We start from the raw sequence: 21345 nt of genomic DNA on the forward strand, positions 1-21345 counted from the left end.
AGGATTTTACCTTAATTATTCAGTAACTTATTTAAAGTTAGAAGAAATGAGTACTGGGTTGAGAACTCAGTACTCATTTATCATAAAAAAGCAATTTATTTGATAAAAAACCAATCAAAACTAATTACTTTCCAATTCTGGGGGATCGCGGAAGGCGATCGCAAAAAATATCACACCCAAGGCCAAAGCCAATACTAATATGTAAGCTGCGCTTTCCATAAGGGAATTTCCTGAAAATCCTGTTCTATATTAGTTTACCAGTTGAACGTCAAAAAAAGTCCAACGAAAATACTTTGTAACTTTTATCAAAGTAGTCGTTGGACTTTTATCGAAAATTTGAAGATGAGAGATACCTAGTTTTCTTCGTGGCCTATCTTATACTATTTGTTAAACCACAGTTACTTTAGGTTTCTTTCCTACGAGTACTTAGGTCTCCCAATTTCTGGAATAGACCAAACTCTACTTGTTCCTCTAAGTCTGGGTCAATACCTGCGAATACATCGCGGAACAAAGTCCGACATCCGTGCCAAATATGACCGAAGAAGAAAAGTAGAGCAAAACAAGCATGGCCGTAGGTAAACCAACCACGAGTGCTAGTCCGGAATACACCATCAGAGCCTAAAGTTTCTTGGTCAAACTCAAAAGGTTCACCTATCTGAGCTTTACGAGCATACTTCTTAACATCTGTAGCTTTAGTAAACGTTTGACCATTAAGTTCACCGCCTAAGAAGCTAACTGTTACGCCCTTCTCCTCAAAACTATATTTTGATTCTGAACGACGGAAAGGAATATCAGCCTTAACTACACCATCAGCATTGGTCAAGATAACTGGGAAAGTTTCAAAGAAGTTTGGTAGACGACGCACAAATAATTCCTCGCCATCCTTATCCTTAAATACTGGATGACCAAGCCAACCTTGAGCAAGACCATCACCATTATTCATTGGGCCAACACGGAATAGACCACCTTTGGCAGGGCTATTACCAACATAATCGTAGAAGGCTAATTTTTCAGGAATGGTTGACCAAGCTTCAGAAGCAGTTTTACCTGCTGCTATTTCAGATTGAACGCGACGATCGATTTCTTGCTGGAAGTAACCGTTGTCCCATTGATAACGAGTAGGGCCAAATAATTCAATCGGGGTAGCCGCACAGCCGTACCACATTGTGCCAGCGACAACAAAGGCTGCAAAAAATACTGCTGCAATACTGCTAGAGAGTACTGTTTCAATGTTACCCATCCGCAATGCTCTGTAGAGACGTTCTGGTGGTCTTACAGATAGGTGGAACAAACCAGCAATAATTCCCACAATTCCAGCAGCAATGTGGTGGGCCACAATACCACCAGCATTAAATGGGTTAAACCCTTCCGGTCCCCAGGCCGGGGCTACTGGTTGAATAGAACCCGTTAATCCATAGGGGTCTGACACCCACATTCCTGGACCAAATACTCCTGTCAAATGGAAGGCCCCAAAGCCAAAACAGAGTAAACCAGATAAGAATAAGTGAATACCAAACATTTTTGGTAAGTCTAGAGCAGGTTCTCCGGTACGTTGGTCAAAGAACAGCTCTAAGTCCCAAAAAACCCAGTGCCATACAGCAGCTAGGAACAGCAGACCAGAAAGAACAATATGAGCTGCTGCTACACCTTCAAAAGACCAGAAACCTGGGTTAGAGGCTGCTTCTCCAGTAACGCTCCAGCCACCCCAAGATTGGGTGACACCTAGACGTGCCATAAATGGCATTACGAACATTCCCTGACGCCACATAGGGTTCAGGACTGGATCGCTAGGATCGAAGATTGCTAGTTCATAAAGGGCCATTGAGCCAGCCCAACCTGCTACTAGAGCAGTGTGCATTAGATGCACGGATATTAGTCGTCCTGGATCGTTCAGAACAACTGTATGTACTCGATACCAAGGTAGTCCCATTGACTACACTCCTCCTTATTAAGTGATGTCTATACTGAAAGCTTTTTTCTTTTGTTTATTATGTCCTTGTGTGACATACTCCCACACTAACCATTCGGTATAGTTTAGGCTTCTCGCTTCGCAGTCCTGCTATTGCATCGGACAAGAGCGAGCTTTAAGGACAGGATGCCCCACCGCCCTTTTTGCAGATCGAAAAACTACGCGCCTAGCTCCGCAGTCAGATTTTACGCTTACTGCCGATTCATTTCACACCAAATTGAAAATTATGGTGTGAGGCTTCTCAACGGTTTAGGTAAAATTGCCCTAATCATAGTCCAATTGTCAAGATAGTTAGTGACAATATGGCCTATTTTACCAGATAGGAGCATAAAAGTTAAAACTATTTCAAGAATTGTATAGAGTTTTAAGTTAATAGCAAGCAAACATTACAAAAGGAAAAAGTTGATGATTAATATGTTAGTTAGAACGACTTTTGACTTTAAGTTTAAGCCTAATGACTTTAGCTAATTTGACAGATGGCTGAGGTAGTACAAAGATATTCCAAGACTTTTTCAGAATTAATCAAGCGAGTCAACACCACATTGCCAATATTCTGATTAGAAGCAGACTTTTGAGCTTCAGCAGTGGGATAAATCTCTACCATCAATACTGCATCTTCGACTCGATGTAGCCACATTCTTTCATTTTTATCCAAAATACAAAGATTCATTTTTCAATATCTGGTGCTCGTCTCCAAGCTGTTTCACTCCAGAGACCGCCGACTGTCCAAATTCTACCTACGGCCCACCCCTCTGATAAGAAGAAGTATTTCACAGACTTTTCTAAACTTGACTAATTTATCAGAAAGTTTATCAAAGATAAGACCATCTTTCTGTTTTAAATCAGGACTTACGCAGAGACTCTACATAAAGAGAGGGCGAATGCCATTCGCCCCTACAGAGGGCGAATACCATTCGCCCCTACAGATGGTGGTTGAAAAGTCAATTTGCGTAAGTCCTGTTAAACTTAAAAAGGTTATGGCGTTGGTGAAGCGCGTGTATGATATTAATCTTAATTATTTAGGAGTCAGGAGAGAAGAAAGAAGAAGAAACAGTAGTAGAAGGAGAGAGTTTTTTGTTCGCGCTCTTATCCGGACAAGATATCATACCTCTTTTCACCAACGCCAGGTGATTAAAAAAAAATAGAACTCTTCATTCCTGCATCATACACTCATATCATGTCCGGTAGCATCGGTATTAGACATCTCCACCAAAAGAGGGAGTAGGGAGTAGGGGGAAAGAATTGATAATTTCTGTGGGATAATTGATTTCATTTTTTATTATTGGAGATGTCTATTGTATAGAGAAGGTAAGGAAGAAGTAGGGGCGTTAACGATAGTTATGCGCAAGCTTTCGGCCGTTCGCCCCTACAAGACAAGGAAAAACCTGATATGACGGTAGATATTTCCCCAACTTTTACACAAACGATACCAACGAACATGATATCAAGTGCAGCGGAAGTCGCACGCAGTGTTATCCATCATGTCAGATTTGATATCATTAGAAGTTTACCATTATTGATTTAGCAATTAGAGCGATCGCTACAAGGGAAAAACTCATTCCTATCACCTGTTTTCCAACTGATATCAAATCCGTTGGCTTCGGAGTAATATAATTCCGTTAATGGTCATACAATGTGTAAGGGCGTTAGCGGCAGCTTTGCGTTAGCAAATGGCCATTCGCCCCTACAATCTTATCATGTTGAATAACACCGATGCTACCGGATTTGATATGACAAATACTTCAACATTGCTATCAATCCAAATTTTTTCACCACAGGGAACCTGCTGATATTGTTATATCCTCCATTGTAATACCCAATGCCTCATCACGACATAGGAAAGCAGCCAGTTCGCCTACTTCCTGTGGTTGTATAATTCTCTTCTGAGGATAACTGTGCTTGATTTCCTCTAAATATTCAGCAGCAGTTCGACCTTCAACTTGAGCAAGTCTTCCAATCATCCCTTCAGCTAACTTAGTTTCTACCCACCCTGGACTAATTGAGTTACAAGATACTCCATAAGGTGCGCCTTCCAAAGCGACACAGCGAGTCAGTCCAAGAATTGCTGCTTTGGAAGTACAGTAGGCAGCGTGAAGCGGAGCACCTACTGAAGCTGAAGTCGAGGCAATATTAATAATACGACCCCATTTGCGTTCGATCATTCCCGGAAAACATAGTTTGGTAGTGCGATAGATACCGTTGAGGTTAATATCTATAACTTTATACCATTCTTCATCAGGATGATTGCACATTTCATGCTCATAAGCAATTCCAGCAGCATTAACAAGAATATCAATTTTGCCGAATTCCTTCATTGTAGCATCATAAAAAGCCTGAACTGAATCTGTTGAAGACACATCCAGATTCATAACTAGAGCTTTGACACCTTGTGAATCAATTTCAGCTTGGCACGAACTCGTGCTAGCGGAACGAGAACCAACTGCTACATTAGCTCCGTTTTGGGCTAAAGCAAGAGCAATAGCTTTGCCTATGCCAGATGTACCACCTGTTACTATTGCTATGCGATGTTGAAGAAATTTTGCTTGATTCATATTCCTCATCAATATAAGTTTAAGAAACTAATTTAAATTAAAGATTTACTGTCTGTATCCATTGCTAGAAGTTTTTATTCAATCTTTAGTCGATGTTCGTAGAGCTTTTGATAATAAGGCAAACAATACTCATAAGCCTGCTTTAAGTGGTCATTATCCTCTATGCTAACATAATCTTTTCCCTCTCTTTCTTTAAATCCTTGACTCGATTGTAAATGAGTATGCCAACACCCTTCCCATTGTAGAACTTCAGAGCGTATCTTGGGTTGCCATTTTAAAGCTTGGGGCATAAACGGAATTCCTACGGCATCACAGTAAGCTTTTACTGTAGCCTCTGGTTTCTGTACTAAGTCATCAGAATCGATGAGAGGGGGAACTTTTCCTAAAAAGGCTTTGGTGGCTTCAAATAATTGGTAAAGTTCTGCATACGCAGTTTCACTTAAGCTAAAATCAGGCCAACCAGCAAATAGAGAAGGAAGAGCTTTGGCTGGATCGCGGATCAGAAAGCTATGCTCAAAGTGGGATAAAAATGCTTCATCAGCACGGTCGTAAATAAAACGACCCATGTCTTTAATAAATACTGATTGCTTTTGGGCTTTATTGATGAGGTCTTGGAATAGAGGTTGAAAGTTATAGTTGGGATTACTCTCGGCCTCTTTATAGCGATCGCATCTTCTCTCCTCGCTGTAGTAGAAGTATAAACCAAAGGGTTCATCAAGAACCAGAAAATCTCCCCTTCTCGCATCATGGTTTCAAAAGCGGTGGAAGTTGAGCGGGGTATTGCCCATAATGCCAGAATTTTTTCATACAATATTATCAAATTAATCGCAAATTGTTTGATAGTAGGTAGATAAGCACGAGCTTAATAGTTAGTAAAAGTATACCTGAATCCTTAAATTTCAAGTTAACTCTTTTGCCCGACCCGCCCCTTCCTGGGTTTCCCAAATCGATCGGTAATCTTTCAGCATTACATCCAAAGCGCTAATTTTTTCCTCTGTGCCAAAAGGTTCGATAATTGTATCGATATTCGGATACAGAAATAGGGGAATTGATATGCGACTAACGGGAAGATTGTGAATAACTTCATGGGGAGTGCTGACAAATTTTCCTTTCGTCCACATTTGCAACATATCGCCTAAATTAATGACAAAAGCATCCTCCAGACAAGGAACGCCCATCCAATGGCGATCGCTTCTCACCCGCAACGATGGCGCAGGCAGGTTTTCTTGAATCAATATAGTAAACATTCCACTATCGGTATGCTTTCCAGCTTTTCCTGTTCCAGGGTGATAATAGATGGTACGATGAATTAAAATTGGATCGGTAAAAAAGCGATCAAACCATGTGGCTTCCAGACCCAATGCTAAAGCCATTCCCTTTAATAATATTGGAACTACATTGGTCATTATCTCACTTTGTAAGCCATAGTGACAGGAAGCAAAACCAGGTGCAACAGTGTCATCGGGAAAAACAGTCTGTCCGGTAAAGGGTTTATCAGAATGGGGACGTTCTAAACCAAATTCAAAGTATTCTTTAGGGTCAAAGCCAGCTTTTCCATTGGTGGCTTCACCGTAGAGGGGGACATAGCCCCGACAAGTTTTAGGAGAGACGGTCTGAATGTCTTGTCCATAGTTATTTTTAATAGCTTCTGGTAGTTCAAAAAATTGCCGAGAAGTGGCGATGGTTTCTTCTATGACTTTTTTGGCAATACCATGATCGTTCAAATAGAAAAAGCCACGATCGTCGCAAGCAAAATACAATCGTTCGATCTCCTGTGGCTCTTCTTGCGCTAACTTTTTGAGGGAAATAATTGGCAAGCTGTCCATATTAGAATCTGTTTTTTTAACTAGGTTAGATGTATAGTATAATATTATCATAACTTAGGCATAAGAACCCAGAAGCCTGGTTATAGTCGTATGTCTATATGGTTGAAACCAAGGATTTCTAGTAGCAACTGGGTTTCTTTGCGTAAGTTATATCAAATCTGGTTAAACAGTTATAGATTCAGGACTTACGCAGAACCACCATATCTAGTAAAAGCGAATGCCGTTCGCCCCTACAAGTGGTGTATGATTTTGTATTTTGCCTAAGTCGTGATTACCTTGTTTTCGTCAGTAAGAACATCAATAATTGCGGAAAAGAACGATCGCTTTCTCAGCACAGCAATAACTATTGGACAATAGTAAGAACATCAATAATCGCGGAAAAGAGCGATATAGCTGTGGAATGGATGTTAATAACGCTACTTTCATGGAATAAAGCCTTAAAAAGTTGTTATTCAAGGGGTCCGTAACCAGTTTCTTCTAGAGTAAAATCTGGCCATCGGTAGTGCAAAGAAAGAAGCATTAGTCACAGATTTATCAAGATTCAAAGTCTTTTTTTGACAATTATTAGTGGGTTAGTATAGATTTTTCCTACTTTTAACCCCTCCCCCACCTCCCACACTTCCCACACTTCCCCTCCACGGTCGGGGAGGGGCGAGGGGTGGGTCCCCACCCAATCATACATAGCATTCTTGCGTGAGAAATGGTATTATTAAGTGGCTGATGTAGTAGGGCATATCTTTGATAAAGACCTGCTGCTTTTTGGCAATGTCGAGCAATCTTTGGCTTGTGGCTTCATAGTTATTCTCAGCTTTGATTTCAGCATCTGGATAACGATTGGTATTGCGCCGTTCTTTGCTATTGTAAAATGAAAGCCCAAAGGGTTCGTGAAAAACTACAAAATCACTTCGTTCTCGCATCATGCACTCAAATGCAGTAGATGTCGCACGAAAGGTAGACCATAAAGCCAGAATTTTGGCGTTGCTGATTAGTAATGATCTATGCTGATATAGGAAGAGTTTCAAATTTTAGATAGTGCAGCAGAAGACGAATAGAATATTTGAGCATCTCAAGGGACTTAGAGTAGCAAAGGGTTTTGTATGGGATGGCGAGCCAAATAATGTCGGAGTCGAGTATTTTCCCCTTCCACCCTGGTCATATAAGTTTTACTGACTAAGTGATCTTCTGGTGCAATAAAACAAGGGTACACAGAATAACCATCACTTACATACCAAAAGCTATGCCAGCACCTAATTATTAACCACAAATATTCAAAGGTTTTGCTGCTGCGATCGCCTACGACCCACAACAAGATTCCTGGCTTCCAATGATTGACTACTGTCCAAATCCAAACTTTGTGTTTCTTGTGGCCTATAAAAGTCTGTAACTCATCAATTTCAGTGATTTCAGGTATCTCTTGCTCTTCGGGGGCATCTGGTAATTTTATACCTGCATCTTTAATCCATTTGATAATGGTTGTATGATGAACCTCTGTTACTCTTTGGATAGCTCGTAAACCCATGCCATTGAGATACATCTTTAGACATAGTTCTTTAATCTGTGGTGAATAGGGTTGACTCTTAGGGGATTCAACGAACTGATGACCACAGATTCGACATTGGAAACACTGTTGGCCACGTCTTCGGCCATTTTTCCTAGTTTGGGTGGAGTTACATTTCGGACATTTCATGTTTTGAATTCTACAACATTTATCATTACTTTTCAGCAACGCCGTGGAATCAAGCTTGTCAAAATACAATCGACCCCCTGATAGACGGTAAGGATATTCTAGGGGCAAGGGGACTTTATAGACAGAAATTCGAGATATCTTCATCTAAAACCTATATCAATAAACTTTTCTCCAACTGAAGAGGTGAATGCAGGACTTACGCAAAATCTCAAATTATACGCCATCTGTAGGGGTGCTATTCGGCAGCTCTACGTTAGCAAACGGCCATTTGTCCCCTACTAGATGTGGTTCTGCGTAAGTACTGATTGCTATATTTTATTGATACACAGCGATCGCTTCACCCAAAACATCCATTATTGGCTCTACACCCAACCCTGGAGCTTCTGGCGCAGAAGTTTTACCTCCTTTATTCCGAGGACCACCTTTAGCTGTATCTACAGTCAACATTTCATGGCATAACCAAGTTGCTCGCAAGTGAGTTAGTGGGGTACTCTGAGCTAGATGAACTGATCCTGCATCTCCAATTACACTTCCTCCAGTAACTTCAATATTCATCCTAATTCCTGTTTCCACACAAAAATCTCGGATACGTCTGGCCTTGGTTAATCCTCCTACTCTACCAATCTTCAACCCAATTGCCTCACAAGCACGGTCAGCTTGAGCGCGAACAACATGACCATAAGCTTGAATACATTCATCTAAAATAATAGGATGATAAGTCAATTGACGTAACTGTAGACACTCTTCATAAGTTTCACAAGGCTGTTCAAAATACAAAATCGGTTCTTTTACCGAATTCATTACCCTCATACCTTCATCTACTAACCAAGCTCTATTCACATCAAAAGTTGCAGTTTCATTAGCTGGTAAATAAGCACCGATCGCTTGAATTCTCTCAATATCTAAAGCTACATCTGCTCCAATTTTACAGGTATGAATAGTCTCCCCTTTTGCTTGACCCCTCTTAATAGATTCAATCATTTCTTCTGGGGTACCTGTGGGAACAGAATTTTGAATTGTTATTTCTTGGTCAAGACGACCGCCAAACAATTCGCAAAGTGGTAAACCTGTTGATTTACCCAGAATATCCCAACAAGCCATGTCCAGAGCAGATTTAATATAAGGATGACCCGGTAGAGCAGTATCCATCGTCCGATAAATAAAATCAATGCGTCTGGGGTCGAGTCCTATCAGTTGGGGGGCGAGTTCTTCAATTCCAGCTCTGACACCCCGTGGAAAAGCAGGTAAATAGGTTGAACCCCAAGGACATCCTTCTCCCCAACCCCGAATTCCTTCATCTGTATCCATCGCAATGATTGTGGAATCCAGTTTGTCAAAATACAACCTACCACCTGATAGTCGGTAAGGATGTTCTAGGGGTAAAGTTACTTGATAGACAGTAATTTTAGATATTTTCATAATTTTCTGAAAAATTTACACTCTTCAGTTAAAAGAATAGGATACAAGTGCAACAGCTATTTACTCAGATATAAATCTTTATATTGCTGAAAATTCTCTCTTCCTGTGATATAATCCCAAAGTAAATATCCTACCCTCAAAAGTCTGCTTCCCGAACTGAGGTCGAAAGACTTTCTGCCATGAAGAATCCGATGATTATTCATTAGCAGGCAGTCTCCCTTCTCCAGACGGAAACAGTATTGGTAATCTGGATTTTTGAGATAGTTAAAGAAGGTTGCATAAGCTTGATAAAACTCCTCCATCTGCTCGAAAGGAATATTCCAATTACTAGCGTGGAAGTGAGCAAAAGTAATCGCAACTAAATCTCCAGAATCATCCAACTTAAAAATAGACCTACTTCTAGTATAAAAATACTGCCAATCTTGATAGAATTGACGGAACTGGATGGGAGTTTGAGCTAATAATCGAAAGTAATGGGGATATTTTTCACCAAAGTCTTTAGCAACACGAAAACCATCCACTAAAATCGATTCTCCTCCTATCGATTCATTTTTAACCATGTAAAAGCAAGTTAGCAAGTGAGGATAATCTCTGTTTGTGTAATCAGTGTGAGGGGTGAGAGTATAGCAAGTATCTCCTAAGTCGTTCGCTCCAGGTTTGTACTCGATGTCATAGAAAGCTCCTGCTTCAGTATGGAGCATCGGTCCAATAGAAGCCAGAAAATCCTGATGTTTTTGTGGAGTTAAGTCATGGATTAAACTAAAACCATATCTAAAAAGCTGATATTTCCATCCTTGAGAAACCCCGAAACTAGAATTTTCCCACTCAGATAGATAGTTCTCCAACAAAGCTTTATTCCACAAAAATTCTTCTGGATAGCGACTTTGTGCTTCTTTATGCTTGTCCTTGTGGTCATTTTGGTTGCGATCGTAAGCATAAGTCATCAACCATTCAATAGGAAAGATGCTGCGATGTGGAGGGTTTTCGTCCCAGTCAATTATTAATTCTTCATCTGTTAACTCTACAGATTTTGGCTTTGGGATTTCTTTTCCTTCGCTGAAGTCATAGAGTTTCCCAAAAGAGGTAGGATGGCGACTTTTTTCAGAAAGACAATTATCCCGTAGCCAAATGTAGTGGAAGCGTTTGTTGTTAACTGTTACAAAAGAGTTATTTTCCATTATTGGTAGCTAAGATACTATAATTTACCGAATAATTAATAATTAATAATTAAATAATTCTGGTTTAAAGCCTCCCCTTTTAAGGGGAAAAAGCGGTCGAGGGATGGCGAGGTCTCCTCGCCATATCCAATCGACCAAGAGAAGAAATAATATTTCCTTATATTCAATTCCGTAGCGGTTTTAACCAGAGGTAATTATCCATTATCCATTATCCATTATCCATTATCCATTATCCATTATCCATTATCCATTATCCATTAATGAAAATTTTTTCAGATACTTAGGGTTTTATGCACAAAAAAGTGACAAATCCAAGTCTAGCATTTATTATTTCTATTTGAGAAAAACCAGTGTTAGTTAATAACTCTAGATTTTGTGTTACAGACAAGGGATGTAACACACCTTCTAATTGTTGTTTCTTGCTTTCAATTTCTTCATTACTTAATCTTTTGTTTTGTTTAAAAAGTATATATTGATTTTCTGTTATTTGACTTTGCAGTGTTTTTTCTGTCAGGATAAATAATCCTTTACTAATTAGAGAATCAAAAATATCTTTTAAGTATTTTTCTCTTTCTTTGATGAAATGAAGAGTCCAGTTACAAAGAATAGCATTAAAAGTCATATTTTGAACAAATGTTTTTGATTGAAATAGTCTTGAGGGAAAATCTTTATCAACTTTACTCAGATTTTTACCAGCTACTTTTAACATTTCTTGAGAAGAATCTATTCCAAACAAATTTTGGAAATCCTGTTTGTATAAATACAACAATGTATTTCCACTTGCACAACCTACATCTATAATATATCCATCTTGAGCTACATTATCTTTAAGTATATTAATTGTTAGCTCTATTACTCTCCAATAATCCGGTATATGTTTTTCGGCTTCATCAGTAAACCTATTAGCTATTTCCGCACCAAAGACCCACTCTTCTACATCATTAGAAATTTTTCTGGATCTTCTTTATTTTTGTGCATATAAAAATATTAAACTTATAATTTTCAGGTTATTATACTATTTCCATATAACAATGTGTTGATATTGACACTTAATAGTTTCCTGTTTTTGATTATATTATGTCTGGTAAAACACTTATAATTAAGCTCGTAGTTGGGCTTTAGCACCTCAAATGTTTAGGGTTTGCTGATTAAATCTAAAATAATTACCAGGTAAAGGTTTTAGCCTTTTTAGGTATTGAAAAAGTACATGGTTTTCAGCTCTTCATACTCAAAAAGGAGCACATTTTTAGAAGAGTTGGGCAAAAAAATTCTTCCCAACTCCCCTTTTCCCCTCCTGGGAGGGGTTAGGGTGGGTCCCCTACTCCTTAAAAAAAGACTTTTTCAGCAAACCCTATTTATATCTGGGCTAAAGCCTAACTACAAACAAAAAACTTCTTTTAACTACTCAGATGTGCCAGCATCTTTGTCATAACTGGAAGTTTGACTTTACTGCTAAAATCAAAGGATTTAATCTTCTCCACAATCTCTGGATTAGGTTGATAAGTATCAGTATTATCGGATATCCAACAGGTTCCAACACTCCAACGAATCACATCCACTAATAACTCATCAGTTAATCCCATACCTTTCCCTAGATCGTTAGCTTCTCCTAAGACTAAGTAATTAATATAAGCCATAAAATCTGTGAGAGATTTAGCAATATCCATTAACTTCTCATCTTCTAATGGTTTCGGTGCTGCATATTCTAATTGATAGGGAAGAGGTTTAGTGCGCCCAAAACTATCAGTTGCTCTTTCTTCAGAATGAATGTAACTCCGGTCTAAACCATAAGGAGAAGGAGCTGTAAAATCAGGCAACCGCAAATCTAAATTGTTGTCTTCTTCAATTAATTTAGTAACTTTCACATGATTATCATGGGCTTCATATTTCTGTCCAGCTTCTCGATATCGCTCTTCCACAATACGCCCTATAGGTAATGGAAGATTTAATTCATCGGCTAATTTAACTGTTAAATCTGTATCTTTTACAGTAATTTCTAAGGAACAGGAATAATCATAACTGCCATCAAAAATAAAGGGACTTACTTGCTCTGTCACCACACTATTTCCTATGGAAGATCGAATATAATCCCACATCCATAACAAGGGAATGCCATATATTTTGCAAATCATATACACTTCCCCTAATACCAACATTTGTGAATAAAACAACAAGTTGGTTAGGAGTTTTACTGTTTGAGCTTCACCGATAGTGTTACTAACAAAAAAGGAAATTTTGCCGATCGCATCAAGGGTTTCTTTACTCAGATCGTAGCCTTCCCGATCGCCACTAACGTAGTAACTAACATTACAAAAATCTACACCCATGTGAGAAAGATTGCTCACAGGAGATTCTAAACTGAGTATTCCTTTTTTACGTGCTTCTCCTGCTATATGTTGGGTATTATGGTAGTCAGTCGTAGAAAAATCCATCCAAGTTGCACCCGGTCTCATACCTTCTGCTGCTCCAGTTTCTCCTAACATATTTTCTAGTACATGATCGGGCAAGGGTAAATTAGTAATTACCAAATCCATCCCTTGAGCAGCTTCCTTGGGACTATCTTTCCAAATTGCCCCTTTGGCAATAACTGGTTTTGCTGCTTCTGGATACTTATCATAAACTTGGACTTCATACCCATCCTCTAGCAGTTTGTAGATGTTTTGTTTACCCATTGCACCGGTGCCGATGTAGCCAACTTTCTGTTTGGTCATAGTTTACTATTACTTCCTTGTTCAAACTAACAATATTAATTATAAGTTATTTAGGTGATTTTTTAAGATTAATAACGCCCTAGATGAAGAAAAAAATTATGATCGGTTATTTTTATTTTTCTCAGGTTCCTCAAATTGCTTTCAGAAAACAACTCTAGATTTTCTTCTGCATAACCATATTTTAGAAGTTGAGCTAATTGATATCATGTCCGTTGGTATCGTTTGTGTATAAAGTTGGGGAAATATCTAGCGCCATATAAGGTTTTCCTTCTCTTGTAGGGGCGATTCGCGAATCGCCCCTACTTCTTCCTTCTTCCTTACCTTCTCTATACAATATCGATGCTACCGGACATGATATGACTTGGATTTAGTATCCAATCTTTATATTTTCCGATTTCTATTTCTTCTAAAACACCTACACCAGTCCAAAAAGTTGTTACAGAATTTTTCGTTGAACCAATAGCTATTGCATTTCTATAGGGAACTGTATTTAAGTAAATTTTTTCTTTCTGTTTTCCTGAAACAAATTCGTGTAATTTACTCATATTGCAGTAAGCTTCATGAGCAATAGCTGCCCATTTAATATTAGCTTTTTTTCTTCTTCTTCTAAATGAGTAATATTTTGAACACCATTCAGTTTTAGATTCCTTTCTGATGATCTTAATAAGGCATTTTTGCTGTTTTAATCTAAGTTTTCATAGTTTTATACTTCCTTTTCAAAACTTTCTTGAAACTTTTATTCAAATTCACTATCACTATACAAATCGGAGGATTTTTGCACATTTAACTTTAGGTTTTTCGGAAAAAATCTTGCAAATTCTTTAATAAGTTTTTAAATGAATTTTGGTACATATTTATTTCATCTAGAGAAATATTATTTATCTTTGTTAATATTTTACTATCAAGCATAAAAGTAAAGTCTACTCCTGGTGGATAGACTAACAAAATTGGAGCCACATATTGACAATAATAAGAAATCGCAAAAAAATCCGCCCAATCTACTTCAGGAAATGGAAAAAAACTATATAATTTATAACCTCCAAACCAAAAGTGAATTTAATAGGTTGCTCATTATTAATATTATGTGAAATGCCTTGGTAAATTTCTTGTTTGTGATTTTCATTAACTTTCCACTTGCGAAATTTACCTGAAACAACTTTTTGTAAAATAAATTCTTCTAAGGTTTTTTTTTGCAGACGTGACTTATCTTGAATGTTCAGTTCATAGGTACTACAATACTTTAATTTGTTAGTTATATATGTTTGACAACTCATGTTTATTTTCTCTATTTTGTATATACTAAATATTGGCTATGTTACCATCTTTTAGAAGTTTATATATCGTTTATTTTTACCCATGATTTATCCTTAACTAGAACTATTACTGGGAACAATTCCCTAGAATCGGACTAATTTTTTGCCACAACCATTCTGGCATAGTATGATGATCTTCATACACTTGACCGAATTGATTCTGAATTTGCTGAAAATAATTTTCTACAGACTTACCACTATTTTGTAATGGTGTCAAAATTTCCTTTTCAAACAGAGCGATACAGCTGACGCCACGCTCCGCGAACGCCTGATTTCTCACACCTTGTTGATAAACCTTATAAAAATAAAGTTGAGTTTCCTCAGGCATTCCTACACATTCCCAAGGAATATAACCTTTTAATCCTAGTAATTCTGACCAAATATGTAAATTTTCTTCCATGGCGAAGAGGTCTTTACCAAAAGCTTTAATTACCTTTTCTATATCTCCATAAGCACAAAAACCAGCAAAAACATAGCAGCATTTTTCACAACGACAACACCAAGGTTTTTGGATATTACAAGAATTTGTGGCGTAAGGTAGTTGGTCTCCTAATTGAAAAACTAAGTCAAATATTTTCACATCGTGAATAGCTTTTATTAAACTGGCATGATGAATATTATTCAAGAATTTAGAATTTAGAATTTAGAATTTAGAATTTAGAATTACCTCTCCTTGAAAAGAAGAGGATTGACTAATCATGAAAGTTTTTATTTATTATCCCCTTAAAAGGGGAGGCTTTAAACCACAATATTTCGGTAAACATTCTTGCCATCTGTTCTTCTGTTTTTTTCACCAGCTTCTAAGCTTTTTACCCATTGATGCGCGACTGTTTCTCCTGAATATTTATCGATTAAATTAGGAGCATCAGCACTTTTTTCGTTACCAACTAGCAGCAGAGTAATTTTATGAATTGCCTGAATGGGTGCTAGAAGAAAAGGAAGGATGATATTTTCTCCAGCAATATTATGAAAAGGTTTTTTGTACTCAAAATACTCTTGAGTGCGAGCGACTATGTTATAACGATCAAACCTTTGTTGAAGCCAAGGATAATAAGAGTCCTGGAAGTAGATATAATGCTGCTTTCTATAGTTTAAATGTTCGCTGGTTTGAGTAAAAAGTTCTTTTTGTTCTTCAATATTGCCATAGGAATTATATAAGCAAGTTAGAATATCGTAATTAACTCCAGCTTTTTGTAATATTAGACTGCATAGCAAACTATCTTTACCTGAACCTGAACCTATAATTGCATCTACAGTATTTTGTTCGGTTTTTAACTCGAAAATAGGATAGGTAACATCTTGACCAAGTACTGATTCGTCAACCTTCATTTCTGGACTTTGGTACACAAGTTTGCCTACTTGATAGCGATTTTCACTCCAGCATTTGGGTATCGTAGTTTGCAAGAAATTCAGTAATTCTCGATCGATGAATTGGCTGTATTTGCTGAAATCAATTTTTTGGGGAAGTACACTAGAAAAGCGTAGGCTAAATAATACGGCAATAACTACAGCAAAACATTTTACCCGAGCAGGAGAGGCTAAATTTGTATCTTCTAAACTGATTGAGTCATACTTGACAGAACAATCAATTTTTTCTCCATCTAAGAGATAGCGAAACCATATTTCATTGCCTTTGACTAAAACATTTTCTAGGTATACTTCCTCAATGAGAAAATCATCAAATTCTTGGCAGTTGAAATGGCTTTTCGTTTCTAATACTTGCATTTTTTCCTGATTTTTATTTACTTAATATATATCAGCTGAAGGGGGTGACAAATAAGGTAAAAACCTTTTTTCTATAAACTTTTTATCTAGCCTCTCTCCAGAAAAAATTAGCCATCAGAATGGATTATTAAGCTACTGACTGGAGATATAGTTACCTTGTCACCCCCCCCAGAATATAAGAATATTAAGAGTAATTAGGTGTTGGTAATTTGAGGTATGATACCATGTCCGGATAAGAGCGCGATAGAACTCCGTGACCTTATACGCTCCCCGAAAAACTTTCTCCTTCTACTCAGGGTTTCTTCTTTTTTCTTCCCTCCTGACTCCTGACTCCTAAAGAATTAAGATTAATGTCATACACGCGCTTTACCAACGCCGAGTAATTATTCAGGTGTAATCACAACCTTTCCAAAAAACTTTTTACTTTGAAAAAATTTCTGAGCTTCTTGCATTTGACTCAAAGGAAAAACTTTAGCAACTGCAGGATTTAACAAACCTCGTTCAATATATCCCAGCAAGTTCTGGAACACTTCTGGCCCATAACGGTTTGCTCCTCTCACCTCCACATCCTTGTAAATCAAATCTCGCATATCCAACTCAACCAATGGACCAGCAATTGCCCCAGAAGTAACATACCTTCCTCCAACAACCAAGCTCTTGAAAACAAGACTAAAATATTCTCCTGCTATCAGATCGACAGTCACTGTAACTTCATGCTTCGCCAAATTTTCGGCAAGTTTTTCGTCACGAACATAAGCGTAATCAGCACCCAATTCCTTAGCTAAGTGCTCTTTATTCGCCCCCACAATAGCAATAATTACTGCTCCGCGAATTTTGCATAACTCAATGGCCGCGCTACCCACACCACCAGATGCTCCTGTAATTATTACTGTATCTTTAGCTGAAACTCTTGCATTTGTAACCAAATTTTCTGCTGTAGAATAAGCACATGGTAGTGTTGCTAACTGAGTATCAGGCAAATCGGAATTAATTGAGTAAACATTAGTCGCTGGAATAACAGCATATTCTGCAAAACCTCCATCAATTTCGCTGCCAACATACTGATAGTCTGCAAGTTTAGCAGTACGAATCCAAGGATATACAATAACCCGTTTATTTAGGATATCTGGATTAACACCTTCACCAACTTCAACTGCTACCCCAACTATATCAGCTCCCTGAATTCGTGGAAATTGAACACCCATCATATTCCAGGTTGATTTTCCTTCCTCGTAGCTGTCTTTGTCTTCCAGTAGTTCCTGAAAACCTCCATCTGCTGCATACCAACCTGTTCTGGTGCTTATATCTGTATTGTTTATAGAACAAGCTCCTACTTTGATTAATATTTCTCCTTTCTGGGGAGTAGGTTTAGGAACTTGATTATAAACTAATTTGTCAGGTCCACCATATCCAGTGAGGACAACAGCGTTCATTAATTCTGTCATTCTTTTTTCTTCTCTTAATTGATAGTTAGTTTTAGTGAAACTTTGCTACACAATAAGATTAACATGGCGTAATCACAACTTTTCCAAAAAAGCCTTTACTTTGAAAAAAATTCTGAGCTTCCTTAATTTCACTCAGGGGAAAAATTTTAGCTACTCGCGGTTTCAAGAGACCTTTTTCAATTACTGAAGTAAGTTTTGAAACACTTGAGGTTCAAAGCGAGTTGCTCCGATCATTTCTGTATTCTTGTAAATCAAATCTCGCAAGTCTAGGTCAACGATGGGAGAGGCGATCGCTCCTGCTGTTACATACCGTCCCCCAATACTCAGTGCTTTGAAAATTATCTCAAAATATTCTCCACCTACCACATCCACGGAAACAGTAATTTCATGCTTCGCCAAATTTGATGCTAATTCATCGTTGCGAGGATAAATATAATCAGCACCTAACTCCTTAACTAAATGTTCTTTATTTTTGCCGACAATTGCTATAACCGTTGCCCCTCTTATTTTAGCTAACTGAACGGCGGAACTCCCCACACCGCCAGAAGCACCCATAATTACAACAGTATCTATATCACTAACTCTTCCTTTTGTCAAGAGATTTTCTGCCGTAGAATAAGAGCAAGGTACGGTAGCTAACTCCACATCTGACAGAGATGAATTAATCAGACAAACATTGGTGGCAGGAATAGCAACATATTCAGCAAAACCTCCATTTAATTCGCTGCCTACATATAGATATTTTTCCAGATTTTCCCCCCTTATCCACGGGTCAACAATTACCCTTTGATTGAGAAATTTAGGTTCTACATCTGTACCTATTTCTACAACTTCACCAACAATATCTGCACCTTGAATTCTGGGAAATTTTATCCCAGTCTGAGACCAACCTGTAGATTTTTCCTCATCATTTTTCTTAGTATCTTGAAGGATTTCTTGAAACCCTTCATCTGCTGCATACCATCCTGTACGGGTATTTATATCTGTGTTATTAACAGAACAAGCACCCACTTTAATTAAAACTTCTCCCTGCTGGGGAATGGGTTTTTGTACTTGGGTATATTCTAATTTTTCCAGTCCGCCATACCCAGTTAGCATAACTGCATTCATTAATTGTGTCATAATTACTATATTACTTGTAGCTTACCAAAAACTTGTCATCAATAATCTTATATCCTTCCTGAAATCCAGCATCAGTCAGGACTTTATTTGTCTGTCGTCCATCAAAAACATAAAAACGGCAAAATTGTTCGCTCTTGATTTCTCCATTAGCTTGAGAAAACACATACCACTTATCAAGATAATTTCCCTCTTTCTTGATTTTCTGCTCATAAAAAATCTTATCTTTGATTTCCTTTTTATAGTTGGTATGACCTCCCTGAATTCCCAATGCTAATAATCCACCCTCGTCTAACTGACTGTGTAATTTTGTCAGCAACTGCTTATTTTTTTCTAAGTCGGTTATGTGACTACAAATTCTATATTCTCCATCTTCTTCCAATATACAAATAACACCTCCAGTTGAAACTATAGCTTCAAACTTTTCCTTACTTTCAAATTCTATAATATCTTCACAAATCAACTTAACACCTGAATTTGCTAATCTCTTCTTAGCAATTTCCAACATTCGGGGAGAAAAATCAACGCCAACAATGTTATAGTTTGCCAAGGAGAGCATTTTTTCAGTCAGTAATCCAGTCCCTACGCCAATATCTAAAACTTTTCTTCTAGGACCAAGTAAGTTGTACAAGATATTGCTAAGGGAATCATAGTTAAAGTATCCACTTGTTAATAGGTTGTCATAATAATTGGCTATCTCAACATACTCATTAATCATTTATTTTTATAGAACCCCTAACCGTATCTTTTATGCGTCTCCTCCAAAAGTAGGGACATTGTATGCAACGTCCTTAGAGAATGGGGAGTAGAGGGAAAGAATTGATAAATAAAAGTGCAATAATTGATTTGATTTTTGATTATTGGAGATATTTAATGATAATTTGATATATTGAAAGTAGAAAAATGCTCAATCTCCCCATCTCCCCATCTCCCCATCTCCCCATCTCCCCATCTCCCCATCTCCCCATCTCCCCATCTCCCCATCTCCCCATCTCCCCATCTCCCCATCTCCCCATCTTCCCATCTCCTTCTCTATTTTTAAATAGATCCACTCAGGGGTTCTATAATATCTATCGCTATGCATAAATAATGCGCAACAGCTTATTCAATACGCAACCGATATTCATAAAGTTTTTGGTAATAAGGTAAACAATACTCGTATGCTTGTTTTAAGTGAGCGTTATCTTCTATACTCACATAATTTCTTTGCTTCGGTTCATGGAAATAGGAGCTTGAGAGTGCATAAGTATGCCATCCACCCTCCCATTCATTGATTTGAGTTTGAGACTCAGCTTTCCATTCTAAAGCTTCTTTTACGAATGGTATATCTACAGCTTTGCAATAAGCTTTGATAGTTGCTTCTGGCTTTTTTACTAAATCGTCAGAATCAATTATGATTCTTTCTCCCTACTCCCCTGCTCCCTACTCCCCTGCTCCCCACAAGGTTTTCAGTTTAAGTGGGATAATGAGGGATGGTAGATGCACCTCGTTCAACAGAGAATGCCATATCTAAAAATAGGAGAATCGCATTTTGAAATTTTTCCGTGGTATTTCCAGTTGCGATGCACTCCTCTTTTTTGAAAATACAAACAGCCTTTCTTTTCCTACACTAATTCTTGAGCCCTACCAGCCCCTTCATGGGTTTCCCAAATTGACACAAAATTCTTCAGCATTACTTCTTTAGAACTAATTTTTTCTGTAGTACTAAATGGTTCAATTATTGCATCAATATTTGGATAAACAAAGAAGGGAATTGATATCCTAGTTGAATCAGAATTACGATGAATTACTTCGTGTGGTGTACTGACAAATAATCCTTTTGTCCACATTTGCAACATATCCCCTAAATTAATCACAAAGGCATCTTCTACACAGGGAGCATCTATCCATTCCTCTTTAGTATGAACTCTCAAAGAAGGCTCAGGAAAATATTCTTGAATTAAAACAGTAAATATGCCATTATCGGTATGTTTTCCTGCTCTTCCCACCCCTGCTGGATAATAAATCGTGCGCTGAATTAATGTCGGTTCTGTAAAATATCGATCGAACCAATTTGCTTCTAATCCTAAAGCTAAGGCTAATCCTTTTAATAATTTAGGAGTTACCTTTGTCATAATTTCATTTTGTAGCTGATAATGAGAACTAGCAAAACCTGGAGCTACACTATCATCAGGTATAACTGTCGGACCTGTAAAGGGTTGATCGGATAGAGGTCTTTCTATACCTAAATCAAAAAGTTCTTTGGAGTCAAACCCAACTTCTTGACTCAGAAATTCTCCATACAAAGGAACGTAACCCCTGGAAGTTTTGGGATAAACTTTTGGAGTTCTTGACGGTAGTTTTGTTTTACATCTTCAGGTAATTCAAAAAATTTCCGAGATGCTTCAATAGTTTGATTGAC

General features: G+C 37.8%; 23 protein-coding genes. 1 reads left to right on the forward strand and 22 read right to left on the reverse strand.

The genetic code is table 11. The features are described from left to right. Nucleotides 1-120: 120 nt before the first annotated feature. From SAGCYANO_RS36970 to SAGCYANO_RS36980, 3 genes are all read right to left on the reverse strand, one after another. Nucleotides 121-219, reverse strand: a complete 99-nt coding sequence (locus tag SAGCYANO_RS36970) for a photosystem II reaction center protein T (RefSeq protein WP_202224590.1) — start codon at nt 217-219, stop codon at nt 121-123. A 184-nt stretch (nt 220-403) separates the two neighbouring features. Then, entirely contained in the window at nt 404-1930 is a 1527-nt protein-coding gene (gene psbB, locus SAGCYANO_RS36975; RefSeq protein ID WP_202224591.1) for a photosystem II chlorophyll-binding protein CP47, read from the reverse strand. Between the two features lie 499 nt (nt 1931-2429). Then, on the reverse strand, nt 2430-2639 hold the full coding sequence (locus SAGCYANO_RS36980; RefSeq protein WP_307786286.1) for a hypothetical protein: 210 nt from the start codon (nt 2637-2639) through the stop codon (nt 2430-2432). A gap of 211 nt (nt 2640-2850) precedes the next feature. On the opposite strand from SAGCYANO_RS36980, the gene SAGCYANO_RS36985 reads away from it, so the two are divergent. After that, complete coding sequence (locus SAGCYANO_RS36985; protein WP_202224592.1) at nt 2851-3114, forward strand: hypothetical protein; 264 nt, start codon at nt 2851-2853, stop codon at nt 3112-3114. 624 nt (nt 3115-3738) lie between these two features. Here the strand turns inward: SAGCYANO_RS36985 and SAGCYANO_RS36990 are convergent. The 19 genes from SAGCYANO_RS36990 to SAGCYANO_RS37080 all read right to left on the reverse strand — a co-directional run bounded on the left by SAGCYANO_RS36990 (nt 3739) and on the right by SAGCYANO_RS37080 (nt 21229). Continuing rightward, nucleotides 3739-4521 carry an SDR family NAD(P)-dependent oxidoreductase gene (locus SAGCYANO_RS36990; protein WP_202224593.1) on the reverse strand — a complete coding sequence of 261 codons (783 nt, stop codon included), beginning with the start codon at nt 4519-4521 and terminating at the stop codon, nt 3739-3741. A gap of 74 nt (nt 4522-4595) precedes the next feature. After that, nucleotides 4596-5246, reverse strand: coding sequence for a sulfotransferase family protein (locus tag SAGCYANO_RS36995; RefSeq protein WP_237397049.1), 651 nt, complete (start codon nt 5244-5246; stop codon nt 4596-4598). A gap of 174 nt (nt 5247-5420) precedes the next feature. Further along, nucleotides 5421-6347 (reverse strand): isopenicillin N synthase family oxygenase, encoded by a 927-nt coding sequence (locus SAGCYANO_RS37000; RefSeq protein WP_202224594.1) that lies wholly within the window; start codon nt 6345-6347, stop codon nt 5421-5423. 674 nt (nt 6348-7021) lie between these two features. Beyond that, nucleotides 7022-7267 carry a hypothetical protein gene (locus tag SAGCYANO_RS37005; RefSeq protein WP_202224595.1) on the reverse strand — a complete coding sequence of 82 codons (246 nt, stop codon included), beginning with the start codon at nt 7265-7267 and terminating at the stop codon, nt 7022-7024. Nucleotides 7268-7343: 76 nt separating this feature from the next. Next, nucleotides 7344-8034 (reverse strand): IS1 family transposase gene (locus tag SAGCYANO_RS37010; protein ID WP_202224607.1). Its coding sequence is split into 2 segments (ribosomal slippage): nt 7344-7451 and nt 7453-8034, totalling 690 coding nucleotides; the frame shifts between segments, so codons are not numbered across the junction. A gap of 315 nt (nt 8035-8349) precedes the next feature. Further along, nucleotides 8350-9453, reverse strand: a complete 1104-nt coding sequence (locus tag SAGCYANO_RS37015; RefSeq protein ID WP_202224596.1) for a mandelate racemase/muconate lactonizing enzyme family protein — start codon at nt 9451-9453, stop codon at nt 8350-8352. Nucleotides 9454-9509: 56 nt separating this feature from the next. Beyond that, on the reverse strand, nt 9510-10631 hold the full coding sequence (locus SAGCYANO_RS37020) for a TauD/TfdA family dioxygenase (RefSeq protein ID WP_202224597.1): 1122 nt from the start codon (nt 10629-10631) through the stop codon (nt 9510-9512). A 280-nt stretch (nt 10632-10911) separates the two neighbouring features. Then, nucleotides 10912-11580: a class I SAM-dependent methyltransferase gene (locus SAGCYANO_RS37025; protein ID WP_202224608.1), complete on the reverse strand. Its 669-nt coding sequence runs from the start codon at nt 11578-11580 to the stop codon at nt 10912-10914. A gap of 448 nt (nt 11581-12028) precedes the next feature. Further along, entirely contained in the window at nt 12029-13342 is a 1314-nt protein-coding gene (locus SAGCYANO_RS37030; RefSeq protein WP_202224598.1) for an NAD(P)-dependent oxidoreductase, read from the reverse strand. 193 nt (nt 13343-13535) lie between these two features. After that, nucleotides 13536-13676, reverse strand: a complete 141-nt coding sequence (locus SAGCYANO_RS37035; RefSeq protein WP_202224599.1) for a hypothetical protein — start codon at nt 13674-13676, stop codon at nt 13536-13538. Continuing rightward, the gene (locus tag SAGCYANO_RS37040) at nt 13669-13887 is read right to left on the reverse strand and encodes a hypothetical protein (RefSeq protein WP_202224600.1); all 219 of its coding nucleotides are present in this window, start codon (nt 13885-13887) and stop codon (nt 13669-13671) included. The genes SAGCYANO_RS37035 and SAGCYANO_RS37040 overlap by 8 nt, the downstream gene beginning before the upstream one ends. A gap of 453 nt (nt 13888-14340) precedes the next feature. After that, nucleotides 14341-14616 (reverse strand): hypothetical protein, encoded by a 276-nt coding sequence (locus tag SAGCYANO_RS37045; protein WP_202224601.1) that lies wholly within the window; start codon nt 14614-14616, stop codon nt 14341-14343. A 106-nt stretch (nt 14617-14722) separates the two neighbouring features. After that, nucleotides 14723-15280, reverse strand: a complete 558-nt coding sequence (locus SAGCYANO_RS37050) for a hypothetical protein (RefSeq protein ID WP_202224602.1) — start codon at nt 15278-15280, stop codon at nt 14723-14725. Nucleotides 15281-15393: 113 nt separating this feature from the next. Beyond that, nucleotides 15394-16380, reverse strand: a complete 987-nt coding sequence (locus SAGCYANO_RS37055) for a hypothetical protein (protein WP_202224603.1) — start codon at nt 16378-16380, stop codon at nt 15394-15396. Nucleotides 16381-16763: 383 nt separating this feature from the next. Continuing rightward, a complete protein-coding gene (locus tag SAGCYANO_RS37060) occupies nt 16764-17825 on the reverse strand; it encodes an alcohol dehydrogenase family protein (protein ID WP_202224604.1) in 1062 nt (353 codons plus the stop codon). Nucleotides 17826-17883: 58 nt separating this feature from the next. Beyond that, the gene (locus SAGCYANO_RS51030; protein ID WP_375340062.1) at nt 17884-17991 is read right to left on the reverse strand and encodes a hypothetical protein; all 108 of its coding nucleotides are present in this window, start codon (nt 17989-17991) and stop codon (nt 17884-17886) included. 14 nt (nt 17992-18005) lie between these two features. After that, a complete protein-coding gene (locus SAGCYANO_RS37065) occupies nt 18006-18947 on the reverse strand; it encodes a zinc-binding dehydrogenase (protein WP_237397047.1) in 942 nt (313 codons plus the stop codon). Between the two features lie 10 nt (nt 18948-18957). Next, nucleotides 18958-19662 (reverse strand): class I SAM-dependent methyltransferase, encoded by a 705-nt coding sequence (locus SAGCYANO_RS37070; RefSeq protein WP_202224605.1) that lies wholly within the window; start codon nt 19660-19662, stop codon nt 18958-18960. Nucleotides 19663-20548: 886 nt separating this feature from the next. Further along, nucleotides 20549-21229 (reverse strand): 2OG-Fe(II) oxygenase family protein, encoded by a 681-nt coding sequence (locus tag SAGCYANO_RS37080; RefSeq protein ID WP_237397048.1) that lies wholly within the window; start codon nt 21227-21229, stop codon nt 20549-20551. Nucleotides 21230-21345: the final 116 nt, after the last annotated feature.

The organism is Okeania sp. KiyG1, from assembly GCF_014132355.1.
In the GTDB taxonomy this organism is placed as follows: Bacteria; Cyanobacteriota; Cyanobacteriia; order Cyanobacteriales; family Microcoleaceae; genus Okeania.

What these genes read in the sequence shown, in the direction of transcription:
- SAGCYANO_RS36970 (WP_202224590.1), bottom strand. Translation starts at nt 219, where the DNA reads ATGGAAAGCGCAGCTTACATATTAGTATTGGCTTTGGCCTTGGGTGTG.
- psbB (WP_202224591.1), bottom strand. Translation starts at nt 1,930, where the DNA reads ATGGGACTACCTTGGTATCGAGTACATACAGTTGTTCTGAACGATCCA.
- SAGCYANO_RS36980 (WP_307786286.1), bottom strand. Translation starts at nt 2,639, where the DNA reads ATGAATCTTTGTATTTTGGATAAAAATGAAAGAATGTGGCTACATCGA.
- SAGCYANO_RS36985 (WP_202224592.1), top strand. Translation starts at nt 2,851, where the DNA reads ATGCCATTCGCCCCTACAGAGGGCGAATACCATTCGCCCCTACAGATG.
- SAGCYANO_RS36990 (WP_202224593.1), bottom strand. Translation starts at nt 4,521, where the DNA reads ATGAATCAAGCAAAATTTCTTCAACATCGCATAGCAATAGTAACAGGT.
- SAGCYANO_RS37000 (WP_202224594.1), bottom strand. Translation starts at nt 6,347, where the DNA reads ATGGACAGCTTGCCAATTATTTCCCTCAAAAAGTTAGCGCAAGAAGAG.
- SAGCYANO_RS37005 (WP_202224595.1), bottom strand. Translation starts at nt 7,267, where the DNA reads ATGATGCGAGAACGAAGTGATTTTGTAGTTTTTCACGAACCCTTTGGG.
- SAGCYANO_RS37015 (WP_202224596.1), bottom strand. Translation starts at nt 9,453, where the DNA reads ATGAAAATATCTAAAATTACTGTCTATCAAGTAACTTTACCCCTAGAA.
- SAGCYANO_RS37020 (WP_202224597.1), bottom strand. Translation starts at nt 10,631, where the DNA reads ATGGAAAATAACTCTTTTGTAACAGTTAACAACAAACGCTTCCACTAC.
- SAGCYANO_RS37030 (WP_202224598.1), bottom strand. Translation starts at nt 13,342, where the DNA reads ATGACCAAACAGAAAGTTGGCTACATCGGCACCGGTGCAATGGGTAAA.
- SAGCYANO_RS37040 (WP_202224600.1), bottom strand. Translation starts at nt 13,887, where the DNA reads ATGAGTAAATTACACGAATTTGTTTCAGGAAAACAGAAAGAAAAAATT.
- SAGCYANO_RS37045 (WP_202224601.1), bottom strand. Translation starts at nt 14,616, where the DNA reads ATGAGTTGTCAAACATATATAACTAACAAATTAAAGTATTGTAGTACC.
- SAGCYANO_RS37055 (WP_202224603.1), bottom strand. Translation starts at nt 16,380, where the DNA reads ATGCAAGTATTAGAAACGAAAAGCCATTTCAACTGCCAAGAATTTGAT.
- SAGCYANO_RS37060 (WP_202224604.1), bottom strand. Translation starts at nt 17,825, where the DNA reads ATGACAGAATTAATGAACGCTGTTGTCCTCACTGGATATGGTGGACCT.
- SAGCYANO_RS37065 (WP_237397047.1), bottom strand. Translation starts at nt 18,947, where the DNA reads ATGACACAATTAATGAATGCAGTTATGCTAACTGGGTATGGCGGACTG.
- SAGCYANO_RS37070 (WP_202224605.1), bottom strand. Translation starts at nt 19,662, where the DNA reads ATGATTAATGAGTATGTTGAGATAGCCAATTATTATGACAACCTATTA.